Below are 22,525 nucleotides of genomic sequence, written 5' to 3' on the forward strand. Positions count from 1 at the left end.
TAGTGCCTGCCCGCAACCCCGGTTCTGCCGGTAGAGTATTATTTTGTCCACCAAGTCGACTGCTACCGTCAAGGGAGCTTGCTTGTCCGTCCCGCCTCCCTTCGAGGGAAAAGCCGCGTTGCCGGCGCGCAGAGCCAGACCGCAAAAACGCTTGTGGTGGCGCTCGCCTTCGTTGTGGGCTGTGGTCGGAACGCTCGGCATCCTGCTGGTTGCTCTCTATGGCGCGGTAAAAATTCTCGGCAATGACCCCTCCAGCGGCCCCGCTGCCACAGTGACGAGAAACCCATCTCCGGGCCTCGACGGCATCATCGCCCTTCAGGTTCCCCCGGAGCAGCTGGCCGTGGGCGACTGCCTCCAAGGATTCAAGAGCGCCCTCGAACCCGTCACGATTGTTACGTGCCCGACAGCGCACAATGCCCAGATGATTGGTTCGTTCGAAATCACCGAGGATGTTTTCCCCGGCACCGAGCAGATGCAGAGCCGCTCGGAGAGCCTGTGCAAATCCGTCACCCTCGATCCGGGAAGCTCGATAGATTCAACCTGGTCCTACCACTTCTCGCGCCCTTCGGCCGGAACCTGGAAAACGGGAGACCGCAAGGTGGCATGCTTCCTCGCCCTGAACGAGGGCACCGTACAGGAATCCCTGTTGCCCGACGATGCGGCTGGCATCAGCTCCTAGGAACCATCCCGCAGGACCGTGTTCCGACACCCTGGACGGGTACGTGAAAGCGCCGGGATCCGATCGGGGAAACCCCCGTCGAAGCCCGGCGCCAACTTGTCACGGCCCGTGTTCGTTACCGGGTGCGGCTTGAGCTGAGCGTCAACCCGTCATTGAGCTCGTTGACACCCACCACCACGGTGTCCCCGTCCTGGACGTTGCCGGCCAGCAGCTCGCGGGCCAGCCTGTCGCCGATCTCACGCTGGATCAGGCGACGCAGCGGGCGGGCGCCGAAGGCCGGGTCGAATCCGGTGAACGCCAGCCAATCGCGGGCATCCTCGTCGACCACCAATTGCAGGCGGCGCGAGGCCAAACGCCCGGCCAGGGTGTCCACCTGCAGGGAGACGATCGAGCCCAGTTCCTCGAGCGACAGCGGATCGAACATGATCACGTCATCGAGCCGGTTCAGGAATTCGGGCTTGAACGATGCGTTGACGATGTTCATCACCGCGTCCTTCTTCGCCTCGGGGTCCAGCGTCTGGTCGACCAGGAACTGCGAACCGAGGTTCGAGGTCATGATCAGGATGACGTTGCGGAAGTCCACCGTGCGGCCCTGGCCGTCCGTGAGCCGCCCGTCGTCGAGCACCTGGAGCAGGATGTCGAAGACCTCCGGGTGGGCCTTCTCCACCTCGTCCAGCAGCACCACGGAGTAGGGGCGGCGGCGCACCGCCTCGGTGAGCTGTCCGCCCTCCTCGTAGCCGACGTATCCCGGAGGGGCGCCGACCAGCCGGGCCACCGAGTGCTTCTCCGCGTACTCGCTCATGTCGATGCGGACCATGGCTCGTTCGTCGTCAAACAGGAAGTCGGCGAGCGCCTTGGCCAGCTCGGTCTTGCCCACGCCGGTGGGGCCCAGGAACAGGAAGGAACCGGTGGGACGGTCCGGGTCCGAGATTCCGGCCCGGGCGCGGCGCACGGCATCGGAGACCGTCGCGACGGCCTTCTGCTGGCCGATCAGCCGGTGGCCCAGGAACGATTCCATTTCCAGCAGCTTCTGGCTTTCGGCCTGCAGCATGCGCCCGGCGGGGATTCCCGTCCACGCGGAAATGACCTCGGCGATGTCGTCGGCCGAGACTTCCTCGGCGACCATCAGGTCGCGGGCACCGACTTCCTCCTCGGCCTTGGCCGCCGCGTCCACCTGCGCCTGCAGCGCGGGGATTTCCCCGTAGAGCAGGCGCGAGGCGCGTTCCAGGTCGCCCTCGCGTTGCAGCTTCTCCGCCTGCGAGCGCAGCTCGTCGAGACGCACCTTGAGGTCGCCGACGCGGTTCAGGCCTTCTTTCTCCGCCTCCCAACGCGCATTGAGTGCTGCGAGTTCTTCCTTTTTGTCGGCCATGTCCGAGCGCAGCGCTTCCAGGCGTTCGATGGACCCCGGATCGGTTTCCCGTTCCAGCGCCAGTTCCTCCATGGTCAGGCGGTCAACGGCGCGGCGCAGCTGGTCGATTTCCTCGGGGGCCGAGTCGATTTCCATGCGCAGGCGGCTGGCGGCCTCGTCCATGAGGTCGATTGCCTTATCCGGAAGCTGGCGGCCGGGGATGTACCGGTCGGACAGCGCCGCGGCGGCCACGAGTGCGGAGTCGGCGATCCTGACCTTGTGGTGCGCCTCGTAGCGCTCCTTCAAGCCACGCAGGATGGCGATGGTGTCTTCAACGCTCGGCTCCCCCACGTAGACCTGGGCGAATCGGCGCTCAAGGGCAGGGTCCTTCTCGATGTTTTCGCGGTACTCGTCCAGCGTGGTGGCACCGATCAGTCGCAGTTCGCCACGGGCCAGCATGGGCTTGAGCATGTTGCCCGCGTCCATGGCGCCCTCGGAGGCACCCGCGCCCACGACCGTGTGGATCTCGTCGATGAACGTGACGATTTGTCCGTCGGAGGCCTTGATTTCCTCGAGCACGGCCTTCAGGCGTTCCTCGAATTCGCCGCGGTACTTGGCGCCGGCGATCATGGACCCCAGGTCCAGGGAGATCAGGGTCTTGCCGCGCAGGGATTCGGGGACGTCCCCGGCCACCATGCGCTGGGCCAGTCCCTCGACAACGGCCGTCTTGCCCACGCCGGGCTCGCCGATGAGCACCGGGTTGTTCTTGGTGCGGCGTGAGAGCACCTGGACCAGACGGCGGATTTCCCCGTCGCGGCCGATGACCGGGTCCAGCTTGCCCGAGCGGGCGATGGCCGTCATGTCCGTGCCGAACTTTTCCAGCGCCTGGAAGGTGTTTTCCGGATCCGGGTTGTTGACCTTGCGGTCCCCGCGGATTCCGGGCAGCGCAGCTTCGAGGGCCTGGCGGGTGGCGTTAAGTCCGCGCAAGATGTTGCCCGCGGCCCCGGTGTCGTCACTTAGCCCCAGCAGCAGGTGCTCGGTCGAAACGTAACCGTCGCCGAGCGCCTCGGCCGCTTGCTGCGCGGAGTTGATTGTCTGGAGTATTCCGCGGGAGTACTGGGCCTGGGCCACCGTGCTTCCCGAAGACGAGGGCAGGGCCTTGATCGCGGCACTGGCCTGGACGGAAACCTGGTCCGGGTCGACCCCCGTTGCCTTGAGCAGTGCCACGGCCACCGATTCGCGCTGGTCGACCAGGGCCTTGAGTAGGTGGACGGGTTCCACCTGAGGGTTCCCGGCGGTGGAGGCATTCATGCCCGATCCGGAGAGTGCTTCCTGGCTTTTGGTTGTAAATTTCGTGTCCACGCTATTCCTTCCGTTGTTAGCGATTCACTCAAACTTGAGTCTACCTAACTCAACTTTGGTTTGCATGAACCTATTCCCGGCATCTCGGATTTTTCGGCAGCCTCCGCCCCGTATTAGGAAACGGCCGCACGCTCGAGTGCCGCGATATCGAATTTCCGCATCGGCATGAATGCCTCCATAACCTTGCGCGCCACCTCGGGATCGCCCTGGCCGAGCAGCTCCGGCAGCCTCGTCGGAACCACCTGCCAGGAGACCCCGAAACGATCCTTGAGCCAGCCGCACTGGCTTTCCTCGCCGCCCGCAGTCAATGCGTCCCAGTAGTAGTCGACCTCGGCCTGGTCCTGGCACATGATCTGGAAGGAGACAGCCTCGTTGAACGAAAACATGGGTCCCCCGTTCAGCGCCACGAACGGGCTGCCGTTGAGGCTGAAGTCGACGGTCAGTGGCACGGTTGCGGGTTGCCCGTTTTCATCGAGAACCACTTGGGTGCCAATCTCCGAATTCGGGAAGATCGAGGTGTAGAACCGGGCGGCGTCCAAACCCTGCTGGTCGAACCACAGGCAGGTAACGATGTTTTTCATGGGTGATCCCCCTTGGGGCTCTGATTGGGTGTTCGGCACATCCACAGACTATGAACCCCCCGAACGACTTTCAAGGGCGGAACGCACACAGCACGCGGACAAGCGCCGCTCACGCAGAGCATCGCACCACGCAAAAATATCGCCCCGGGCCATGGCTGCCGGAAGCGGTAATTCGGGGTGCGGGGTCGGGCCTCGGTAGCGCCGGGGCTTAGCGGCCCCCTGGAATGTAGTGGCTGGAGGGAACGATTTCCTTGCCCAGCGGCATCAGGGAAATCGGGATCATCTTGAGGTTTGCTATGCCCAGCGGGATGCCGATGATGCTGATAAACATGGGGATGGCCGTCAGTACGTGGCCGATGGCGATCCAGATGCCTGCCACCAGAATCCAGATGACATTTCCAATGGTCGACATTGCGCCCACTTGCCCGCGGTCGACAACCGTGCGTCCGAACGGCCACAGGGCGTATAGCGCAATGCGGAAGGACGCAATGCCAAAGGGAATCGTCACGATGAGCAGGCAACAGATGACGCCGGCCAAGGCGTATCCGGCCGCCAGCCATATGCCTCCGAAAACCAGCCAAATGACATTTAGGACAGTCGAAAGTAGGTTGCGCATATTCCTAGCATCGCCCACTCGGGGAACTTCTGCCATGGGGTATGTCCCTGATTTTTCCCCGAAGGCCCGGTAACACTTTCTAACAATTTGCGCCGCTTTCCTCTCTCAATTCGATTAGTTCGGCCTAAAACGGCAAGCTTGATGAATGCGGTACGCCTTCGGTCAAAAATCATCCAAGTTCCTTGCAGGACTCCTCACACTCACACTTCTCACCGGATGCGCACCGCTACCAGGCTCTCCGGCAACGCCCACAGAAGCTTCCCCCACGTCAGCCCGGGATTCTTCGCAAACCGGCGCTTCCCAGGCCGATTCCTTGCCGTTGCTCCTGGTCCCCGACCTCAACACCGTCGAGCAATCCGACGAACACCGCCACATCTTCAGCCGGCACTTCGAGGTGCCTTCGGTTCCCTCGGTCGGCGAAGCGCAACGCGGCCTCGTCGAGTCGCACCTGGATGAGTTCAACCGGAACAACATCCCCGATGTCTACGCCGGATCCGCGGCAACCGGGGAACTCAACCTGCGCAGCTACCTCACCGCGGTTTCGCAGCACGTTATCGGCATCAGGACCGCCGTCTACGAGTTCGCCGGAGCCTCGGGCGGCAGCAGCTTCGTGACCCAGTGGTTCGACACGCGCACACCCGGTCTGCTGGACAGCCGCGACCTGTTCGACAGCGACGACGATTGGGCGGAATTCCGCGAGTTCGTGGCCCAGTCCGCGACGTCAGATCCCGAGGTCGTCCCGGAGAGCGTGACCCAGCTGGAAGATTCGTGGCTGGATTCGGTCAACTTTGACGCGCAGGGCAACGCCACCATCGAATTCGATGACTACACGATTGCCCCTGGCTCGGCCGGCTCCATTGTCGTCACGGTTCCGGCAGCAAACATCGTTCCGTTGCTCTCGCCCTTTGGCCAGATGGCACGAACCGCGGCCATGAACCCCGTGCCGAGGATTTCGGCGGGCCTCTGGGGCTCCGCAAGGCCCGGGGAGCCGACCCAGACAACCCAGGTTCCGGGCACCGAACAGCGCCGCGAGCCGCGAAACATCGACTGCAGCAAAACCAAGTGCGTGGCACTGACCTTCGATGACGGCCCCGGCCCCAAGACCGGCAAGTTGCTTGACGAGCTCAAGAAGAAAAACGCCGCAGCAACCTTTTTTGTCGTCGGACCCAACGCCAAGACCCGTCCCGAACTCATCGAGCGCATGATCGCCGAGGGCCATGAGGTGGGCAACCACACCTGGAGCCACCGTTCGCTGCCGGCCTTGTCCCCGGCCCAGGTTCGAAGTGAGATTGACCGCACCAACGAGGCGATCTCCGCGGCAATCGACCAGCCCGCCACGCTCCTGCGTCCCCCCTACGGTGCGCGCAACCCAACGATCGACCGGCTGGCGCAGGCACCGGTGATCCTGTGGGACGTCGACACCCTGGATTGGAAGCACAAGAACACCGGGAAGGTTGTCGACGCCGCGGTTTCGCAGACCAAACCGGGTTCCATCGTCCTCATGCACGACATCCACGGCAGCACCGTGGCGGCAGTGCCGGAGATCCTTTCGCGGCTCAAGGCCAAGGGCTACACCTTTGTCACCGTCACCGAGTTGCTGGGCAAGGACAAGTTGAATTCGGGGGAAGCCTATTCCCGCACCCCGCTGCCGACCGCCGGCCGTTCGGGGACGGACGAGAAAAAGTAGTCGGCGAGTTCGCTAACCTTAAGTACATGAGCATTCCCACAGATCGCAAGATGCCGTCCACCGGCCGCGCAGTTGAAGACCTCAGCTTCTACCAAGCCGAACCGGTATCCTTCGTCCGCCGTGGCAGCCGCCTCCATGGCCGCCGTGCGGATGCCTGGGAGCGCATCGCGGACAAGTACGTCATCGAGCCTGAGCGCGAACGTACCGACACCTCGGTGGCCGAGGGCTTCGTCCTGGATCCGGAGGCCGTCTACGGCCGCAAGGCCCCGCTGATCGTTGAAATCGGTTCCGGCCTCGGCGAAGCCATGGCCCACGCCGCTGACGAGAACCGCGACAAGGACTTCCTGGCCGTGGAGGTCTACCGCCCGGGACTTGCGGCCCTGATGGTTCGCGTGGAAAACCGCGAGCTCACCAACGTGCGCGCTGTCCAGGCCAACGCCCCGGAAGCCCTGGACATCATGCTTCCCGAGGCTTCCGCCCATGAAGTCTGGATCTTCTTCTCCGACCCGTGGCACAAGATCCGCCACCACAAGCGCCGCCTGATCAAGGAATCGTTCCTTCCCAAGATCGAGCGCGTTTTGGTTCCCGGCGGCGTCGTCCGGCTTGCCACCGACTGGTCGAACTATGCGGAACAGATGCGCGAAATCTTCGACGCATCCGGAAGCTTCGAGAACCTGCACCCCGGCAATCTGGCCGGCGAGGACAGCAACCTGACGAAGGTCCGCCGACTCGGTCTCGAGGGTGAGGACCAAGATGCGGCATTCACCGACGAGCTTGGCGGCTGGGCCCCGCGCTTCGAGGGCCGCACGCTCACCAGCTTCGAAGGCAAGGCACTGAAGGCGGGCCGGTTGATCTTCGACCTGACCTACCGCAAGAACTAGGCAAGCATGAAATTCCCCCTGTGGCGCCGCGGCGCTGCAGGGGGAATTTCCGTTTTGCGGGCAAAACGCTTTCGGCCTATCCCAACGGTTTTTGGCCTGTGGTGATCAAGGCAAGGTTGCGCAGCGACGTGGTGCCCGGGTCCCTGTATCCGCGCGGCGCACCGGGGTTCCCCGGGGTCATTTGCGAGGTGTTGTGCCCGCTGACGCCAAGCAGGCCAAGATCGGGCCTGCCGGCAACACTGAAGGAGTGGCCGGCAATGAGCTTCCTGCCCGAAAGCAACCGTCCCCACCAGGCCAGACGATCCCGGACGGCGATCGCCTCATAGATATGGTCCGCGGGGACGTTGAGCCGGCTCGGGTCGCGGGACAATTGCCTAGGGATACCCGCCGAGCCGATGGTCGCCAGGGCCTGGACAAACGCGGTGGATCCGGCGCGCGAGTCGAGCGCCTGGGCGGCGAGGGTTGCCGCGTAGGAATGGGCTTCGAGTGCCAGGTACGGTTCCCCGTGCCGCAACGCGGCAAAGGTTTCCAGGTCGCGTTCGAGGATCTCCACGCCGCGGTGTGCCGAGCCGTTCAACAGGGCGCTGAGCATGTTGGGGCTGCGGTATCCCAGCCAGGCGACAACCGCCGGCTCCTCGACTCCCACCTTGCGCTGTTCGAGGTACAGCTGTCCCGCTTCGCGCACGCTACCCCACAGGGCGTTGCGGGCCCTGATCCCGGTGCCAGAAAGCTGCCAAGTGACATGCGTTGCCGTATCCAGGTCGCCCACGACGATGGCTGCCAGCGGTTCGCGCGCCGAAAGGTCCAGGTAGAGCAGGTGGCGCCCGGGGATGGCGGGGTCCATGGAGCCCGCACGCAGCGCGTGTGCCGTCCCGTCGAGGGCTTGGCGGTGGCTTCTGCGCAAACGGCCGCGGATGGCGCACAGGGCCTCAAAACGGGCCTCGGCGTCTGCACTGAGCCGGGCGTATCCCCCGTGGTTCGGCATTCGAGTCCCCCTTGCCAGGCCAAGACCTTTGGTGTCTATTTGGTGCGCGGGTTCCAGATCACCAAGGCTTGGCTGCGGCCGCGCGGACGCTGGCCCCGCGTCAGGGACACTACGTCGCCGCTGGTGCCGGCGGCGAAGACGCGGCCCGGCCCCGCGTTCTGGCGGGCGCTGCGCAGTGCAAAAACCTCGTTGCTCAGTTCGCTGATCCGGGCCTGGAGCGCGGCAACCTGGTTCTCCAGGGCCAGCACCCGCTTGATCCCTTCGAGGGAGACGCCGTCCTTGGACAAACGCTGGATTTCGCGTAGCAACTCCACGTCGCGTTCGGAGTACCGGCGTTGTTTGCCGCCCTGCCGGGAAGGCGAAACCAGGCCCATGCGGTCGTACTGGCGCAAGGTTTGCGGGTGCATCTCCGCCAATTCGGCTGCAACGGAAATGACAAAAACCGGTCGAAGTCTTTCATTGTTCATGATTCTGCCCCTCCATGCATTTCCGTATGTTGCAACCCACAATGGGCCGGTTGAACGATGCCCGTGGGGGTTGCCTTCCGCAAATGCCGGGAAGGCAACCACGTCGTTCCTAGAGTACTGCGCGGGCCAACAGGCCGTGACGCGGATCTTCGCCCTTGGTGGCCTCCGCAAACGCCTCGACCGCGGCCTTTGCTTCCTTGGACAGGTTCTGCGGGACCAAGACATCCAGGGTGACAAGCATGTCGCCGGTGGCCTTGGCGGTATGCACGCCGCGGCCCTTCAGGCGCAGCGTTCGGCCGGCAGAGGATCCGGCCGGAACCTTCATCTTGACGGTGTCCCCGGTGATCGTGGGGACCTCGATTTGCCCGCCCAGTGCCGCCTCCGCGAAGGTGACCGGAACATGGATGCGGATGTTGTTGTCTTCGCGGGTGAAAACTGCGTGGGGCTTGACGCTGACCTTGACGATCAGGTCCCCTGGGCCGGCCGTGCCCGGCGAACCCTTGCCGCGCACGCGCACGGATTGTCCGTCCTTGATGCCCGCGGGAATACGCACGTCGATGATCTCGCCGTTGTCTTCACGCAGTCCGATGGTGGTTCCCTTGATGGAACCAGCGAAGGAAATGCTGGTGCTTGCCGTGCGGTCCGCGCCCTTGCGCGGTGCCTGCTGGCCGAACCCGCCGAACCCGCCGCCGCCTCCTCCGAAGAGGTCGGAAAAATCGGGTGGCACCTGGCTGCCGCGGTGTCCGCCGCCTCCGCCTCCGCCTCCAAAGAGGTTGGAGAAGACGTCTTCAAAGCCGCCGTTGTTGGGCCCGCCGTGGCCGCCGCCGGCGCTGAAACGGGCGCCGGAGCCCATGGCCCGGATTGCGTCGTATTGCTGGCGGTCTTCGGGGTCGGAGAGCACCGAGTGCGCCTCGGTGATGTCCTTGAAGCGCCGCTCCGCCGCGGCATCGCCCGAGTTGGTGTCCGGGTGGTACTTGCGGGCCATCTTCCGGTAGGCCTTCTTGATGTCAGCTTCGCTGGCGTCCTTGGAGACGCCCAATATGGCGTAGAAATCCTTTTCGACCCAATCCTGACTTGCCATCAGGCGCCTCCTTTTCCTGTAGTGCTTCGGTGCCCGGGAACTCGTGGAAACGGTTCCCGGGCCAAAATCCTGGGGTGGACCTCCACCGGCCTGCGGCGGGTCCCCGGTCCTTTCCAGGAACCCGGATGACCCGCCGCAGGTGGTGGAGTTACTTCACGGTTTTACTACTGTGTTGCCTTGCTTGGCAATTACTCCCCGAGGGAAACGATCACCTGGGCTGCACGCATGATGCGGTCGCCCTTCTTGAAACCCGCACGCAGGACCATTGCGACATGGTCTGCCGGAATTTCCGGGTTCGGCTGCTGCAACAGTGCCTCGTGCACGGCCGGGTCGAATGCCACGCCGGCTTCGCTGATGCGCTCAAGGCCGAGGCCTTCGAGCACTGCATCGAGCTTGTTGGCGATCGAAGCGAACGGTCCGTCGGTCAAATCACCGTGGGCACGGGCTGCATCGATGTCGTCAAGGACCGGCAGCAGGTTGTTCAAGACCGACTGCACGGCAAGCTCGCGCACTGCCTCTCGGTCACGCTCAACGCGCTTGCGGTAGTTGACGTACTCGGCCTGCAGTCGCTGCAGGTCCTCGCGCAACTCGGCTTCCTTGTCGGCAACCGCGCCTTCCGCGGCAGCCTCGTTGAGGATGGCCTCGGCCTGGCTCAACGCGTCGCCCGAGTCATGGGCCTCGTCAACGGGAGTGATCTCTTCGTTGGAGGCACCCTCGTCGTGGTTTTCCTCAGACATGGTTGATGCGCCCCTTACTTCTTTTCGTCTTCGTCGATGACCTCGGCGTCGACGATGTCCTCTTCGGCGTTCGGGGCCTCGGCTCCGCCTTCTCCGTCGGACGATGCCTGGGTGTTGGCGTAGATGGCCTCGCCCAGCTTGCCCTGCGAAGCCTGCAGCTTCTCGAACGCGGCCTTGACCTCGTCATCGTTGTTCTGCGACTCAAGGACCTTCTTCAGCGCGTCGACGTCGGCCTGGACCTCGGCCTTGACCTCTTCAGGCAGCTTGTCGGCGTTGTCCTTGATGAGCTTGTCCACCGAGTAGGCGGTCTGCTCGGCGGCGTTGCGGGTCTCGGCTGCCTCGCGGCGGGCCTTGTCCTCGGAGGCGTGCTCCTCGGCTTCGCGGACCATGCGGTCGATGTCGTCCTTGGACAGCGAGGAACCACCGGTGATGGTCATCGACTGCTCAACGCCGGTGCCCTTGTCCTTGGCGGACACGTGGACGATGCCGTTGGCATCGATGTCGAAGGTGACCTCGACCTGCGGGATGCCGCGCGGAGCCGGCGCGATGCCGGTCAGCTCGAAGGTTCCCAGGGCCTTGTTGTCGCGGGTGAACTCGCGCTCGCCCTGGAAGACCTGGATCGATACCGAAGGCTGGTTGTCCTCGGCGGTGGTGAAGGTCTCCGAACGCTTGGTCGGGATCGCGGTGTTGCGCTCGATCAGCTTGGTCATCACACCACCCTTGGTTTCGATGCCCAGGGACAGCGGGGTGACGTCGATGAGCAGAACGTCCTTGCGCTCGCCCTTCAGCACGCCGGCCTGGAGGGCCGCGCCAACTGCAACGACCTCATCCGGGTTGACGCCCTTATTGGCTTCCTTGCCGGCCATTTCCTTGACCAGTTCGGCAACCGCAGGCATGCGGGTGGAGCCGCCGACGAGGATCACGTGTGCGATCTCGGAGACCTTTACGCCGGCTTCGGCGATGACGTCCTTGAACGGCTTCTTGGTGCGCTCGAGCAGGTCGGCGGTCAGTTCCTGGAACTTCGCACGGGAGAGGTGCTCGTCCAGGTGAACCGGGCCTTCCGGGGTGACCGAGAGGTACTGCAGGGAGATGTTGGTGCTTGTGGCCGAGGAAAGTTCCTTCTTGGCCTGCTCGGCGGCTTCCTTCAGGCGCTGCAGGGCGATCTTGTCCTTGGACAGGTCGGCGCCCTTCTGCTTGGCCTGGGACAGCAGCCAGTCAACTACACGCTGGTCCCAGTCGTCGCCGCCGAGGCGGTTGTCGCCCGCGGTGGAGCGGACCTGGATGGTGGAGAAGCCGTCGTCGTCCTTGCCAACTTCCAGCAGGGACACGTCGAAGGTTCCGCCGCCGAGGTCGAAGACCAGGATGAGCTCGTCTTCCTTGCCCTTGTCCAGGCCGTAGGCCAGTGCTGCCGCGGTCGGCTCGTTGACGATGCGCAGGACGTTGAGGCCCGCGATCTCGCCGGCTTCCTTGGTGGCCTGGCGCTCGGCGTCGTTGAAGTAAGCCGGAACGGTGACAACCGCGTCGGTGACCTTTTCGCCCAGGTAGGCTTCGGCGTCGTTCTTGAGCTTCATCAAGATACGAGCTGAGATTTCCTGCGCGGTGTACTTCTTGTCGTCAATGGCAACCGACCAGTCGGTGCCCATGTGGCGCTTGACCGAAGCAATGGTGCGGTCGATGTTGTTGACTGCCTGGCGCTTGGCGATGTCGCCAACCAGGACTTCGCCGCTCTTGGCGAATGCAACAACCGACGGGGTGGTGCGGTTGCCTTCGGCGTTGGCGATAACGGTGGGCTCGCCACCTTCGAGGACGGATACAACAGAGTTGGTGGTTCCGAGGTCAATACCTACGGCACGTGACATGGGTGAGCTCCTTCTTGCCTTGGGGAAAATAAACCAACGTTCCTTCCGGATGAACCGGTTGAGCGTTCTGTACTCAAGTTTACTCGGCCGCAAATCCTTGTCAATTCAAACTTGAGTGCAGATGGCTCAAGTTTTGGCTTTTGGGCAAAAAACAACCGGATTCCGTGGAAAAAACCCGCGGAAATCCGGCATTCTTTGAAGTTGCTGGGAGATGTGTTCGCTGAGAGAGATTGAGCGGAACATGCGCCGATCCACCACCAAGACGACTGGCGGACTCCCCGGAAATGAGGGCCTTCCGAGGCATTACGCACAGTGGGCGGTGCTTTCGGGCCGCCTCGAAAGCATCGCCCAACCAAGGTCAGCGACCCAGCATCAGGTCCACGCCCAGGAACGCGAGCGCACCGAAGGCCGCACCCCACAAAATGATGGAAATGATCTGCCAGAAGATGACCTTCTCCTTCGCAGCGCCGAATGAAACCAGTGCGGCCGAGGTGATCTGGCTCGGCAAGATGGTCTGCCCCAAAAGGCTGACGCCTGCAACGCCGTACTTGTCGAAGGCCACGTGCAGCTTCTTGTACTTCTCGGTCGGGGCCTTCTTTTCCTTGGCCACCTTGCTGCGAACAAGATGTGCACCATTGACCAGCAGGAGCATCGAGGCGACGTTGCCAAGTACTGCAGCCAGAATGGCAACCACAGGATTCAGGCCGATCACGACTCCAAGCGCGGACCCGAAATAGGACTCAACGAAGGGAACCGCCGCAGCCAGCATTACGGCGATCCATTGCAATGCGGGCGGGAACGAGGATGCGAATTCCTGCAGGGATTCAATCACGGGACTACTCCATGGGTAGGTATTTGACCAGCAATAGCCAACGAATTCTGGGTACCGGGCGGGAACGGGCAAAACAACAGCCCCGCCGTTCTGCCCCCAGATTATTTGCCTTGGCCGTCTCCGATGCCGCTCTTAGGGATGAATTGCCTGGCTATGCACCCGGCGCAAGTCATTCGAACGGATGAGATTTCAAGAACCAAGATACGCCTAACATGCCTAGTGGTTCTCACTTTTCAAGATGAATTTCAAAGCATGAACCACTAGAACAGCTCAAATCAAGCGGCCGCCGGAGACTGTCCGAACACACTTGGTCCGCGCAGCTGTTCAGAACTGACGAAGAAGCGCGGCATGAACCGCGCACCCGCAGACTGTCGGCACGATAGCCGACACGACGCTTCATGCGCAGGCAAACGCTCTTTCCGCAACAGCACGCCGAAGCACTTACTCATGCTGCAAACGCCTCCAAGCTTCCCGGCACACCTTTCCGGACGCTGGTTGATGCGCCACCCTTCGACTACGGTCAATACGATCGACTCGCCACAGTATTTGGTATTCCAAAAACTGCGCCATATTCAGATAAAAGCAGACCATTTACAAACGATGTAATGCCAGTTACCGTGTTTGGTATACAAAAATTCTTGGCCTGAACGTGGGCCGTCCATCGCTTGTCTGCCATTGCGGTTTAGTTTCAAGACCATTCCGTCAACGCATTTTCGCCCGTCCCTTCCATCACAATGACTCGAGCTAGTCGTGGCAATGCCTCCGAAAGATGCCGTGTCCTAACTTGAGATGGCCGGGGAAGCCTATCGATTTTCTGGAGAGACCTATGGAGTCCGTAAAGCAGGGACTGAGCGTCATTGAACGCATGGAAAACATGCGGGTAGCCAGCCCGCACTACAAATTGGCCATGATCGGGGGCCTAGGCCTACTCTTCGATGGCATGGACGGATCGCTGGTTTCCTATGTCCTGCCCATCATCACCCCGTTGTGGAACCTCACCGGAGGCCAGACTGGACTGATCGGCAGCTCACTACTGATCGGCATCTTGATCGGTGCTCTAGTCGCCGGCGTGCTGGGCGATCGAATCGGCCGGCGCAAAGTCATGATGTATGCGCTAGCGTTCTATGCGGTCGCTACCGCAATCGCTGCCTTCTCCGTCAACTGGGAGATGTTCTTCGCACTACGCGTATTGGCTGGCATTGGTTTGGGTGCCGAGGCTGCGATCATCCCCACGTTTATTTCCGAACTGATCCCAGCAGCCAAGCGCGGACTCTTCGTCGGGTCCGTGGCCGGGTTCTTCTCGTTGGGCTACCTCTGCGCTGCATTGATTGGCACCTTCGTTGTCGCGCCGATGGCCCAAGGATGGCGCATCGGCCAGCTGGTCACAGCGCTGCCAGTTGTCTTGCTGCTGTGGTGGCGTCGAGTGTTGCCGGAGTCGCCTCGCTGGCTAATAGCACAGGGCCGAGTGGCTGAGGCAGAAGAAATTGCCACGAACCTGGAAAACGGCAAGCTGGCAGCCAACCGCCCTACCGCTGACGCCACGGTAGTGGCATCGGCTCGCGGACAACGCTCCACCACGAAGCTTTTCCGCCACGCCGAATTGTTCGCTCGCGACCAGCTCAAGCGCACCATCGTACTGTGGGTACTTTGGATCGCCGTCACCTTCTCATTCTACGGATTCTTCGTGTGGATTCCCTCGCTGCTGGTGGCAAATGGCATGACCATCACCAAGAGTTTCACCTACACACTGATCATCACCATCGCCCAGATCCCTGGCTACTACAGCGCTGCTTACCTCAACGAAAAGCTCGGGCGCAAGGTGCTGATTTTCACCTACCTCGTCGGCGGCGTAGTGTCGGCCTTCCTGCTGGCCCGCTCTGGTGACACCAGTCAAGTACTTGTCTTCGGGTCGATGATCTCCTTCTTCATGAACGGATGCTACGCAGGCCTGTATGCCTACACGCCAGAGGTTTACCCAACCAATCTGCGGGCCACTGGCGTAGGTACAGCTTCGGCCGTCGGACGCATTGGAGGCATCGCAGCCCCGATCATTATCGGTGTGGGCTACGCCCAGCTGGGATTCGGCGGCATCTTCGCAATGATCATGGCGGTGCTTCTGGCAGGGGCTTTGACGATTCTCATCTTCGGAGTGGACACCAAGGGACGCACGCTAGAAGACATCAGCGCTACCAGGAGCGCCACGTAGTTTTGCCCACGGCAATCAGCTGAAAGGAAGCTATTCATGAACCACATCAGCACCGAACAACAAGGTGCCACTGACGCCGATCTGGTCCTCTACGGGGGGAACATCCTAGATGTGCGCACCGGCAATCTGCTCGAGAACCACAGCGTGCTCGTCGCAGACGGAACTATCCAGGCGATCGTACCTTCAACGGCGGAGCCCCGCGGCGCACAGGTCATTGACGTGTCAGGAATGACGGTCTTGCCGGGGCTTATCGACTCGCATTCGCACGTCATGCAAGTTTCTGGGAACTTTGTTGACCTACAGGAATGGTCTCCCTACTACGTCGGCGCCCGCGCCGCAGGAGTGCTGGGAGACATGTTACAGCGTGGCTTCACTACTGTACGGGATATGGGCGGAGCCGATGCCGGGATCGCCAGGGCTGTAAATGAAGGCCTGATAGTGGGCCCTGCCATCAAGTTCGGCGGGCCCATCTTCGCCCCCACAGGAGGCCATGCGCTGACTGTGGTCTGCGACGGGGAGGTGGAGATACGCCGGGCGCTTCGAAAGGAGTTCCGCGACGGAGCCGACCATATCAAGCTGACCGTTAGCGGCGGGGTGATCTCCAAGATGCGGATGGAGGCGCTGGGCTTCAGTGAGGCCGAGCTTCGAGTTGCGGTGGACGAGGCTAACCTAGCCCAGCGGTACATCGCCGCCCACGCCTACACTGCCGAGGCGGTCAATCGAGCGCTTGTCTGCGGAATTCGCAGCATCGAGCACGGTAATTTCCTTGACGAGCGCAGCATCGAGCTGTTTTTGGAACACGACGCCTTCTACGTACCAACATTGGCGACTTTCGCCTATCTGACTCGCGAAGAAAACTGGTCGAGTCTGCCTGTGGAAAAGCAGCGCAAGCTCTCCGGTGTGCTTGAATCCGGGCTCGATTCGCTGGACCGAGCCCACCGAGCCGGAGTGAAGATCGCCTACGGTACTGACCTACACGGTGAAGGTCACAGCTGGCAGCTGGCAGAGTTCCAGTTGCGCGCCAAGGTAATCGACCCGTTGGCACTGATTCAGCAGGCGACTATCAACGGTGCCGAGTTGCTGAACCTGACCGGCCAAGTCGGTGAAGTTGCCGCAGGGCACCACGCGGACCTGCTGGTAGTGGATGCCAACCCGTTGATGGACATCTCAGCAATAACAGCCGACGAGCACCGGAGGATAGTCGTCGCGGGTGGACGGGTGGTGCGCTATCGGCAGCACTAATCACCACGGCGAGAACCACAACAGATTCCAGTTGTTCGACACTCACAGTGTGGCTTGCGTGCCAGGCGTTTGCCACGCTCCAACCTGTAGAGCGATCTCCACCCGAGTGGTAAGCAGCAACTGGATCGGCTTGCGCGCGAGTCGTCCGAAGTCCGGGCCGACCGACATTTGGCGCGATTCATCCGAACGGATGCGAGTTTCAAAACCTGAACATTCTTAAACGACTGGTGGGCCCTGCTTTGCAAGATTTCTTGCAAAGCAGGGCCCACCAGGGAGCATCAAGCCTTCGGCCGCCTCTTGGACGACCGACCGGGCTTAGTAGCCGCGGTTGTTCGAGGCCGGCGAGGAAGCGCGGCGCGGACCACGCGAGCGTCCGCCACGGCTGGCACCGGTGGCTGCTTCAACCTTGGAAGCACCCAGCGCGTCGCCGATGGTGTTTCCACCGCGGGGGCGGGAACCTGAAGTGGCACCCTGGCGCTGGCCGGAGTTGTTTCGGGCAGAGGCGGAACCGCGGCCGGCACCGGCGCCGGCGCCACGGCGGGCTACGTCGTGGTCCTCGCCACGTGAATCCTGGCGCATGTCCGCACGGCGATCCGCGCGGTTGTCGGTGCGGACGTCGCTGCGACGCTCGCCACCGCGACCTGCGGCGGCACCGTTGCCACGGCGTTCGCCACTGCGGGCGCCCGGAGCTGCATAGCCACGGCCCTCGCCGCGGTTTTCGCTGCGACGCTCGCCACCGCTGTTGCGGGTCGAGGAAGCTGCGTTGCCACGGTTCTCGGTACGACGCTCGCCACGGTTCTCATCGCGGCCACGCTGGCTTTCGCCACCATTGCTCTTGGCCGGCGCGGAGACCTTTGCGGTACCGCGTCCACCGCGACGGCGGCCACGGCCACCTGCAGCGTCCGAGTCGGTGAGCGTGTCCTTGCGGACCGTTGCCTGGGTGCGCAGCTGCGGGGCTACGTATGCAACTGGCTCGGCGCGTTCGCCGACAACGTCGGAGACAACCTGGGCGTTCGGGGTGACCTTGACCATCGGCACCTTCAGGCCTGCGGCCTTCAGCAGCGACTTCACGTCACCCTGCTGGTCCGGGGTCGCGATGGTGACAACGGTTCCGTCCGAACCTGCGCGGGCGGTACGGCCCGAGCGGTGCAGGTAGGCCTTGTGCTCTGCCGGCGGGTCGATGTGGACAACCAATTCAACGCCGTCGACGTGAACGCCGCGGGCCGCAACGTCGGTGGCAACCAGCACGCGGGCGTCGCCGGCGGCGAAGGCCGCAAGGTTGCGGTCACGGGCGTTCTGGCTCAGGTTGCCGTGCAGGTCCACCGAAGGGATGCCGCACTTGCCCAGCCATACGGCCATCTTCTTGGCGTGGTGCTTGGTGCGCATGAACATGATGCGACGACCGGTGCCCGATGCCAGGGTGCGGACCAGTTCCTTCTTGTCGTCGTTCGACACCAGGAACACGTGGTGTTCCATGGTGTTCACTGCTGCCTGCGGCGCATCGACCGAGTGCACGGTCGGGTTCTCGAGGTAACGCTGGACGAGCTTGTCCACGCCGTTGTCCAAGGTTGCGGAGAAGAGCAGGTGCTGGATGCCGCGCGGCGCCTGGTCCAGGATGCGCTTGACGACCGGCAGGAAGCCGAGGTCGGCCATGTGGTCGGCCTCGTCCAGCACGGAGATCTCCACGCGGGAAAGGTCTGCAACGCGCTGCTTGAGCAGGTCCTCGAGGCGACCCGGGCAGGCGATGAGGATGTCAACGCCGGCGTTGAGGTCTTTTTCCTGGCGCAGCTGGGAAACGCCGCCGAAGACAACCGCGGTGCGCAGGTCGAAGGCCTCGGCCAACGGCTCGACGACCTTGGCGATCTGGGTTGCCAGTTCGCGGGTGGGAGCCATGATCAGGGCACGCGGGAAGCGGGCCTTGCGCGGCTTCGGGTTGGCCGCCAGGCGGGCAACCACGGGAAGGGAGAATGCCAGGGTCTTGCCGGAACCGGTCTGACCGCGACCCAGCACGTCGCCACCCTTGAGGGTGGTTGGCAGGGTTGCTTCCTGGATGGGGAATGCCGATTCGATTCCTTGGGCCGCGAGGACCTCTGCAAGGACTGCGGGCACGCCAAGGGAAGTGAATGAAGGACTCACGTGGTACTTTCTCTCAAAGCTTCGCACGACGGTTTCGACGCGCGTGATCGCCGAAGAAAGAGAGAGCCTAGATGGCGCAAAGCGCACATGATGCAGCCGCGTTCAATCGCAAGAAGGATGTGAAACAAGCGGCGGATCGGGAAATCTAATCTGTCGACGCATAGACCTTCAGGCCTCGAAGCTGATCCTCGAGCCATACCGATCTACAAGCTTCCATCTTAGCAGTACCCCGCAGGGAACCGTACGAGAGATCCGTTACCTTCCTTGACCCAGCTTGCTTGGCCACCACACACGCCTGCCAATGTCATGCACCAAGGCCGGGACCAAGAACGAGCGAACCACGAGCGTGTCCAGCAGGACGCCGAACGCCACGATGAATCCAAGCTGAACCAGGAACATGATCGGGATGATGCCTAGTGCAGCGAAAGTTGCTGCAAGCACCACCCCGGCGGAGGTGATGACGCCGCCTGTCACCGACAGTCCGCGCTGGAGGCCCGCACGGGTGCCGTGCACCAACGATTCTTCGCGGACGCGCGTCATCAGGAAGATGTTGTAGTCGACACCCAGCGCGACGAGGAATACGAATCCAAAGAGCGGAACCGATGGATCGGCGCCGGGGAACTTGAAGATTCCGTTGAACACCCACGCCGATACGCCCATCGCGGTTCCGTAGGACAGCACCGTGGTGGCAACCAGCAACAGCGGGGCGACGATCGAACGCAGCAAGAACATCAGGATGACCAAAATGGCGAGCAGGATCAGCGGGATGATCTTGGCCAGGTCCGCTTCAGCGGTCGTGGCGGTGTCGCTGAGTGTTGCAGTGGTGCCGCCGACCATGGATTCCGGATCCACGGCGTGGATTGCAGTGCGTAGTTCAATTAGCGTTGACTTGGCCGCATCCGAGTCGGCGGCGTCATCCAGCGTGATCGAAATCAGCGATCGTCCGTCAACTACCTGCGCTTCCCGTCCGGCTGCGGACATGGCCGGGCCACCGTCGGGAGCCTGGAGATAGGCCGAGGCCACTCCACCCAGGCCCTCGATCCCCAGAAGCACGTCCTCGGCCTTGGCACTGTCAATGATGGCGAATGCCGGGCTGCCCGTTCCGCCCGGGAAATGCTCACCCAGGACCACTTGACCGTCGCGGGAATCGGTTTGCCCCAGGACGAGTTCACTCTGCGGGACACCTGATGCCTTGAACTGGGTCACGCCCAGCGCGCCCACGACCAGGAGAATGGCCGTGATGATCCAGATCGGGCGGGGGTGGCGGCCAACGAATTTCGCAACGTTTCCCCACAGTCCTTCGGGGAGCTCTTCCGGCCCCAGCGGACGAGCCGGTTTCGGCATAAACGGCCAGTATGCTGAACGCCCGAGCAGGCCCAGCGCCGCAGGAAGAAATGTCAGCGCCGCAATGACGGAGAAGACGATGCCGCTGGCGCCGATCGGACCCAGCGCCTTGTTCGAGTTCAGGTCGGAGAAGAGCAAGCAGAGCAGGCCGACCGTCACCGTGCCGCCGGATGCAAGAATCGGTTCGACCGAACGCTTCCACGCCTTGGTTGCGGCTTCCCAGCGGTCGGCCCCGTGGGCCAATGCCTCGCGGTGCCGGGCCACATACAGGAGTGAGTAGTCGGTCGCGGCGCCGATGACCAGGATGGAAAGGATTCCCTGACTTTGTCCGTCCAGACGAATCCATCCTTCCTTGGCCATGTAGTACACGGCGACGATGGCCGCGCACAGCGCCGCAACGGACGTGAACAGGACAACCAGCGGCAGCAGGAACGAACGGTAGACCAGCAGCAGAATCAGCAGCACCGCCACAAGCGCAACGCCAAGCAGCACCCCGTCGATTCCGCCGAATGCCTCCACAAGGTCGGCGTTGAAGCCGGCCGGCCCCGTCACATAGGCCAGTGCGCCTTCGGGGACACGTTCGGAAAGCTCCTTGCGCAGCATGTCAACGGAATCCTTGGTTTCACCCGCGGCGCTCAGCGGCACCAGCAGCTGGGCAGCAAGTCCGTCGTCCGACGGGAAGGGCCCGACAATGTCGCCGTCGAGCGACTGCAGGTCCTTGAGCGACTCTGCCACCTCGGCGATGGCCGCCTGATCCAGCTTTGTGTCGCCGACGATGACAACGACCGCTGGAATCGCATCGGAGGTGCGGAATTTCGCCTGCCATTCAAGGGCACGGGTCGCCTCGGCCGACGCGGGGAGAAAGGAAGCCTGGTCTGTGGTCTGCACATCACCCAATTTGCCGAAAGTAGGTCCGCCGACCCCGGCGATGCCCAGCCAAGCAAGAACCAGGACCACGGCAACCAGCGCGCGCACCTTGCCGCCGACCGGCCGCCTTTTATTGCCGGACGAACCTAGTTTTTCTGCAAGCTCCGTAGAACCGGCAACTTGATTTTCCACAGTTTTCCCATCATCGCGCTAGTCGACTTCCTACAGTGAGACGAAGTCTCTCGACTAAATAGTATTTCCATCATGGAACTACTTCAAGTCTAAACGTATGATTGTTGCCATGGATCCCAACATGGCACGTGAACTTGTACTGCTGCTCCAGCAGTTTGCGCAGGCATCCGATCGCTACGTGGAATCCACCGGCACTCGCCACCAGACCCACCGAACCGACATGAATGCGCTGGCTGCCATCATGCGTTTTGAGCTGGCAGGCAATCCACCGACCCCAGGGGACCTGGCACGTGAACTCAGCCTCAGCTCCCCCGCAACCAGTGCGTTGCTCGATCGGCTCGAGCGCAGCGGCCACGTTGAACGCCTACGCGTCGACAAGGACCGGCGCGTGGTGCGCATTCGAATGACGGAGAAGGCCAAGGTGGATGGGCGAACCATGTTCGGGCCACTCTCAGCCAGCATGATGGAGGTCATTTCCTCCTATGAGGACCGTGACATCGCCCTGATCTCCAAGTTCATGATCGATGCCATCGCCGGTATCGACCAGGCAAGCCGCCGGGGCACAGGCCCCTAAGGCGCGCCGGTTCCCGGGTTGCCCTGCACAGCACGCTCGGGCATTCGCTTCGTCACCGCCCCCATATTCAATGACAAGCACCCTCTTTCAAGGGCGATGTTCCAGCTCACATAAGATTGCAGGGTGACTCTCTCCCTCTGGCTATCCCTGCTTGGCGCGTCCACGCTCATCAGCTTCACCCCGGGCGCCGGCGCCATCAACACCATGACCAACTCGCTGAACTCGGGATTCAAGCGCTCCATCTGGGGCATCCTGGGACAACAGGCGGCGCTGCTGGTCCACGTGGTTGTCGTGGCGGCGGGCGTGGGTTTGCTGGTTTCACGCTCCCCCATGTTCTTCACGGGCATCCGCTATGCGGGCGCCGCATACCTTGTCTACCTTGGCGTGCGGCTCATTCTTGCCAAGCCCCAGAGCCCCGACGAAATCGACATGCGCGGGCAGGAACCGGCGTTCTCGATGTTCAGGCGCGGCCTGTGGGTGAACCTGCTCAATCCCAAGGCCATCGTCTTCTTCCTGGCATTCACCCCGCAGTTCATACGCCTGGACCAGCCGGCGCTTGGGCAGTACGCGGTTTTCATCACGACCATCGTGATTGTCGACATTCTGGTCATGTGGTTCTTCTTCGCCGCCGCCGCCAAGAGCTTCAGCCGCTTCACCGCCACCGAACGCGGGCAAAAAATACTGAATATGACGTTCGGCACGCTGTTCATTTTCGTGGCAGCCTTGCTCGCCTTTATCCACTAGCCAGGGTCCCGGGTCGGCCCCTGACATTGCCCTTTGGAGCTATTGCCGGAGTCCCCCAGGGAACGCCGCCGGCCACAGCCGCAGGGCACAATCCGATAACCTTCT

19 protein-coding genes are annotated in these 22,525 nt (G+C 62.5%); 8 read left to right on the forward strand and 11 right to left on the reverse strand.

Annotated elements, in window-relative coordinates:
* The first annotated feature begins 43 nt into the window (after nt 1-43).
* Complete coding sequence (locus JOF47_RS13195) at nt 44-679, forward strand: septum formation family protein (protein ID WP_209999239.1); 636 nt, start codon at nt 44-46, stop codon at nt 677-679.
* 115 nt (nt 680-794) lie between these two features.
* On the opposite strand, the gene clpB is transcribed toward JOF47_RS13195, so the two are convergent.
* The 3 genes from clpB to JOF47_RS13210 form a co-directional block, all read right to left on the reverse strand.
* A complete protein-coding gene (gene clpB, locus JOF47_RS13200) occupies nt 795-3,389 on the reverse strand; it encodes an ATP-dependent chaperone ClpB (RefSeq protein WP_209999241.1) in 2,595 nt (864 codons plus the stop codon).
* Nucleotides 3,390-3,502: 113 nt separating this feature from the next.
* Entirely contained in the window at nt 3,503-3,970 is a 468-nt protein-coding gene (locus tag JOF47_RS13205) for a VOC family protein (RefSeq protein WP_209999244.1), read from the reverse strand.
* Nucleotides 3,971-4,178: 208 nt separating this feature from the next.
* Nucleotides 4,179-4,586, reverse strand: a complete 408-nt coding sequence (locus tag JOF47_RS13210; protein WP_209999246.1) for a YccF domain-containing protein — start codon at nt 4,584-4,586, stop codon at nt 4,179-4,181.
* Between the two features lie 313 nt (nt 4,587-4,899).
* Between JOF47_RS13210 and JOF47_RS13215 the strand changes: the two genes are divergently transcribed.
* Nucleotides 4,900-6,273, forward strand: coding sequence for a polysaccharide deacetylase family protein (locus tag JOF47_RS13215; protein WP_209999256.1), 1,374 nt, complete (start codon nt 4,900-4,902; stop codon nt 6,271-6,273).
* Between the two features lie 26 nt (nt 6,274-6,299).
* On the forward strand, nt 6,300-7,154 hold the full coding sequence (gene trmB / locus JOF47_RS13220) for a tRNA (guanosine(46)-N7)-methyltransferase TrmB (RefSeq protein WP_209999266.1): 855 nt from the start codon (nt 6,300-6,302) through the stop codon (nt 7,152-7,154).
* 76 nt (nt 7,155-7,230) lie between these two features.
* On the opposite strand, the gene JOF47_RS13225 is transcribed toward trmB, so the two are convergent.
* From JOF47_RS13225 to JOF47_RS13250, 6 genes are all read right to left on the reverse strand, one after another.
* A complete protein-coding gene (locus JOF47_RS13225) occupies nt 7,231-8,139 on the reverse strand; it encodes an alpha/beta hydrolase (RefSeq protein WP_209999268.1) in 909 nt (302 codons plus the stop codon).
* Nucleotides 8,140-8,174: 35 nt separating this feature from the next.
* Nucleotides 8,175-8,606 (reverse strand): heat shock protein transcriptional repressor HspR, encoded by a 432-nt coding sequence (locus JOF47_RS13230; RefSeq protein WP_209999270.1) that lies wholly within the window; start codon nt 8,604-8,606, stop codon nt 8,175-8,177.
* A 109-nt stretch (nt 8,607-8,715) separates the two neighbouring features.
* A complete protein-coding gene (locus JOF47_RS13235) occupies nt 8,716-9,687 on the reverse strand; it encodes a DnaJ C-terminal domain-containing protein (RefSeq protein ID WP_209999272.1) in 972 nt (323 codons plus the stop codon).
* Between the two features lie 188 nt (nt 9,688-9,875).
* Nucleotides 9,876-10,424, reverse strand: coding sequence for a nucleotide exchange factor GrpE (locus tag JOF47_RS13240; RefSeq protein ID WP_209999275.1), 549 nt, complete (start codon nt 10,422-10,424; stop codon nt 9,876-9,878).
* A 14-nt stretch (nt 10,425-10,438) separates the two neighbouring features.
* A complete protein-coding gene (gene dnaK, locus JOF47_RS13245) occupies nt 10,439-12,283 on the reverse strand; it encodes a molecular chaperone DnaK (RefSeq protein WP_209999278.1) in 1,845 nt (614 codons plus the stop codon).
* Nucleotides 12,284-12,641: 358 nt separating this feature from the next.
* The gene (locus JOF47_RS13250; protein WP_209999280.1) at nt 12,642-13,115 is read right to left on the reverse strand and encodes a hypothetical protein; all 474 of its coding nucleotides are present in this window, start codon (nt 13,113-13,115) and stop codon (nt 12,642-12,644) included.
* 398 nt (nt 13,116-13,513) lie between these two features.
* Here JOF47_RS13250 and JOF47_RS13255 point away from each other — a divergent pair, with 398 nt between their 5' ends.
* From JOF47_RS13255 to JOF47_RS13265, 3 genes are all read left to right on the forward strand, one after another.
* On the forward strand, nt 13,514-13,762 hold the full coding sequence (locus tag JOF47_RS13255; protein ID WP_209999282.1) for a hypothetical protein: 249 nt from the start codon (nt 13,514-13,516) through the stop codon (nt 13,760-13,762).
* A gap of 179 nt (nt 13,763-13,941) precedes the next feature.
* Nucleotides 13,942-15,321 carry an MFS transporter gene (locus JOF47_RS13260; RefSeq protein WP_245356361.1) on the forward strand — a complete coding sequence of 460 codons (1,380 nt, stop codon included), beginning with the start codon at nt 13,942-13,944 and terminating at the stop codon, nt 15,319-15,321.
* Nucleotides 15,322-15,357: 36 nt separating this feature from the next.
* Nucleotides 15,358-16,563: a metal-dependent hydrolase family protein gene (locus JOF47_RS13265; RefSeq protein ID WP_209999299.1), complete on the forward strand. Its 1,206-nt coding sequence runs from the start codon at nt 15,358-15,360 to the stop codon at nt 16,561-16,563.
* A 315-nt stretch (nt 16,564-16,878) separates the two neighbouring features.
* Here the strand turns inward: JOF47_RS13265 and JOF47_RS13270 are convergent, their stop codons facing one another.
* Entirely contained in the window at nt 16,879-18,699 is a 1,821-nt protein-coding gene (locus tag JOF47_RS13270; protein ID WP_209999301.1) for a DEAD/DEAH box helicase, read from the reverse strand.
* 255 nt (nt 18,700-18,954) lie between these two features.
* Entirely contained in the window at nt 18,955-21,018 is a 2,064-nt protein-coding gene (locus tag JOF47_RS13275; RefSeq protein WP_210001653.1) for an MMPL family transporter, read from the reverse strand.
* A gap of 205 nt (nt 21,019-21,223) precedes the next feature.
* Between JOF47_RS13275 and JOF47_RS13280 the strand changes: the two genes are divergently transcribed.
* Both JOF47_RS13280 and JOF47_RS13285 read left to right on the forward strand, forming a co-directional pair.
* Nucleotides 21,224-21,676 (forward strand): MarR family winged helix-turn-helix transcriptional regulator, encoded by a 453-nt coding sequence (locus JOF47_RS13280; RefSeq protein ID WP_245356362.1) that lies wholly within the window; start codon nt 21,224-21,226, stop codon nt 21,674-21,676.
* A gap of 123 nt (nt 21,677-21,799) precedes the next feature.
* Nucleotides 21,800-22,420: a LysE family transporter gene (locus JOF47_RS13285; RefSeq protein WP_209999305.1), complete on the forward strand. Its 621-nt coding sequence runs from the start codon at nt 21,800-21,802 to the stop codon at nt 22,418-22,420.
* Nucleotides 22,421-22,525 lie beyond the last annotated feature (105 nt).

It is taken from the genome of Paeniglutamicibacter kerguelensis, assembly GCF_017876535.1.
GTDB classification, from domain to species: Bacteria; Actinomycetota; Actinomycetes; order Actinomycetales; family Micrococcaceae; genus Paeniglutamicibacter; species Paeniglutamicibacter kerguelensis.

What these genes read in the sequence shown, in the direction of transcription:
- JOF47_RS13205 (WP_209999244.1), bottom strand. Translation starts at nt 3,970, where the DNA reads ATGAAAAACATCGTTACCTGCCTGTGGTTCGACCAGCAGGGTTTGGAC.
- JOF47_RS13210 (WP_209999246.1), bottom strand. Translation starts at nt 4,586, where the DNA reads ATGCGCAACCTACTTTCGACTGTCCTAAATGTCATTTGGCTGGTTTTC.
- trmB (WP_209999266.1), top strand. Translation starts at nt 6,300, where the DNA reads ATGAGCATTCCCACAGATCGCAAGATGCCGTCCACCGGCCGCGCAGTT.
- JOF47_RS13225 (WP_209999268.1), bottom strand. Translation starts at nt 8,139, where the DNA reads ATGCCGAACCACGGGGGATACGCCCGGCTCAGTGCAGACGCCGAGGCC.
- JOF47_RS13230 (WP_209999270.1), bottom strand. Translation starts at nt 8,606, where the DNA reads ATGAACAATGAAAGACTTCGACCGGTTTTTGTCATTTCCGTTGCAGCC.
- JOF47_RS13235 (WP_209999272.1), bottom strand. Translation starts at nt 9,687, where the DNA reads ATGGCAAGTCAGGATTGGGTCGAAAAGGATTTCTACGCCATATTGGGC.
- JOF47_RS13240 (WP_209999275.1), bottom strand. Translation starts at nt 10,424, where the DNA reads ATGTCTGAGGAAAACCACGACGAGGGTGCCTCCAACGAAGAGATCACT.
- dnaK (WP_209999278.1), bottom strand. Translation starts at nt 12,283, where the DNA reads ATGTCACGTGCCGTAGGTATTGACCTCGGAACCACCAACTCTGTTGTA.
- JOF47_RS13255 (WP_209999282.1), top strand. Translation starts at nt 13,514, where the DNA reads ATGCGCAGGCAAACGCTCTTTCCGCAACAGCACGCCGAAGCACTTACT.
- JOF47_RS13260 (WP_245356361.1), top strand. Translation starts at nt 13,942, where the DNA reads ATGGAGTCCGTAAAGCAGGGACTGAGCGTCATTGAACGCATGGAAAAC.
- JOF47_RS13265 (WP_209999299.1), top strand. Translation starts at nt 15,358, where the DNA reads ATGAACCACATCAGCACCGAACAACAAGGTGCCACTGACGCCGATCTG.
- JOF47_RS13280 (WP_245356362.1), top strand. Translation starts at nt 21,224, where the DNA reads ATGGCACGTGAACTTGTACTGCTGCTCCAGCAGTTTGCGCAGGCATCC.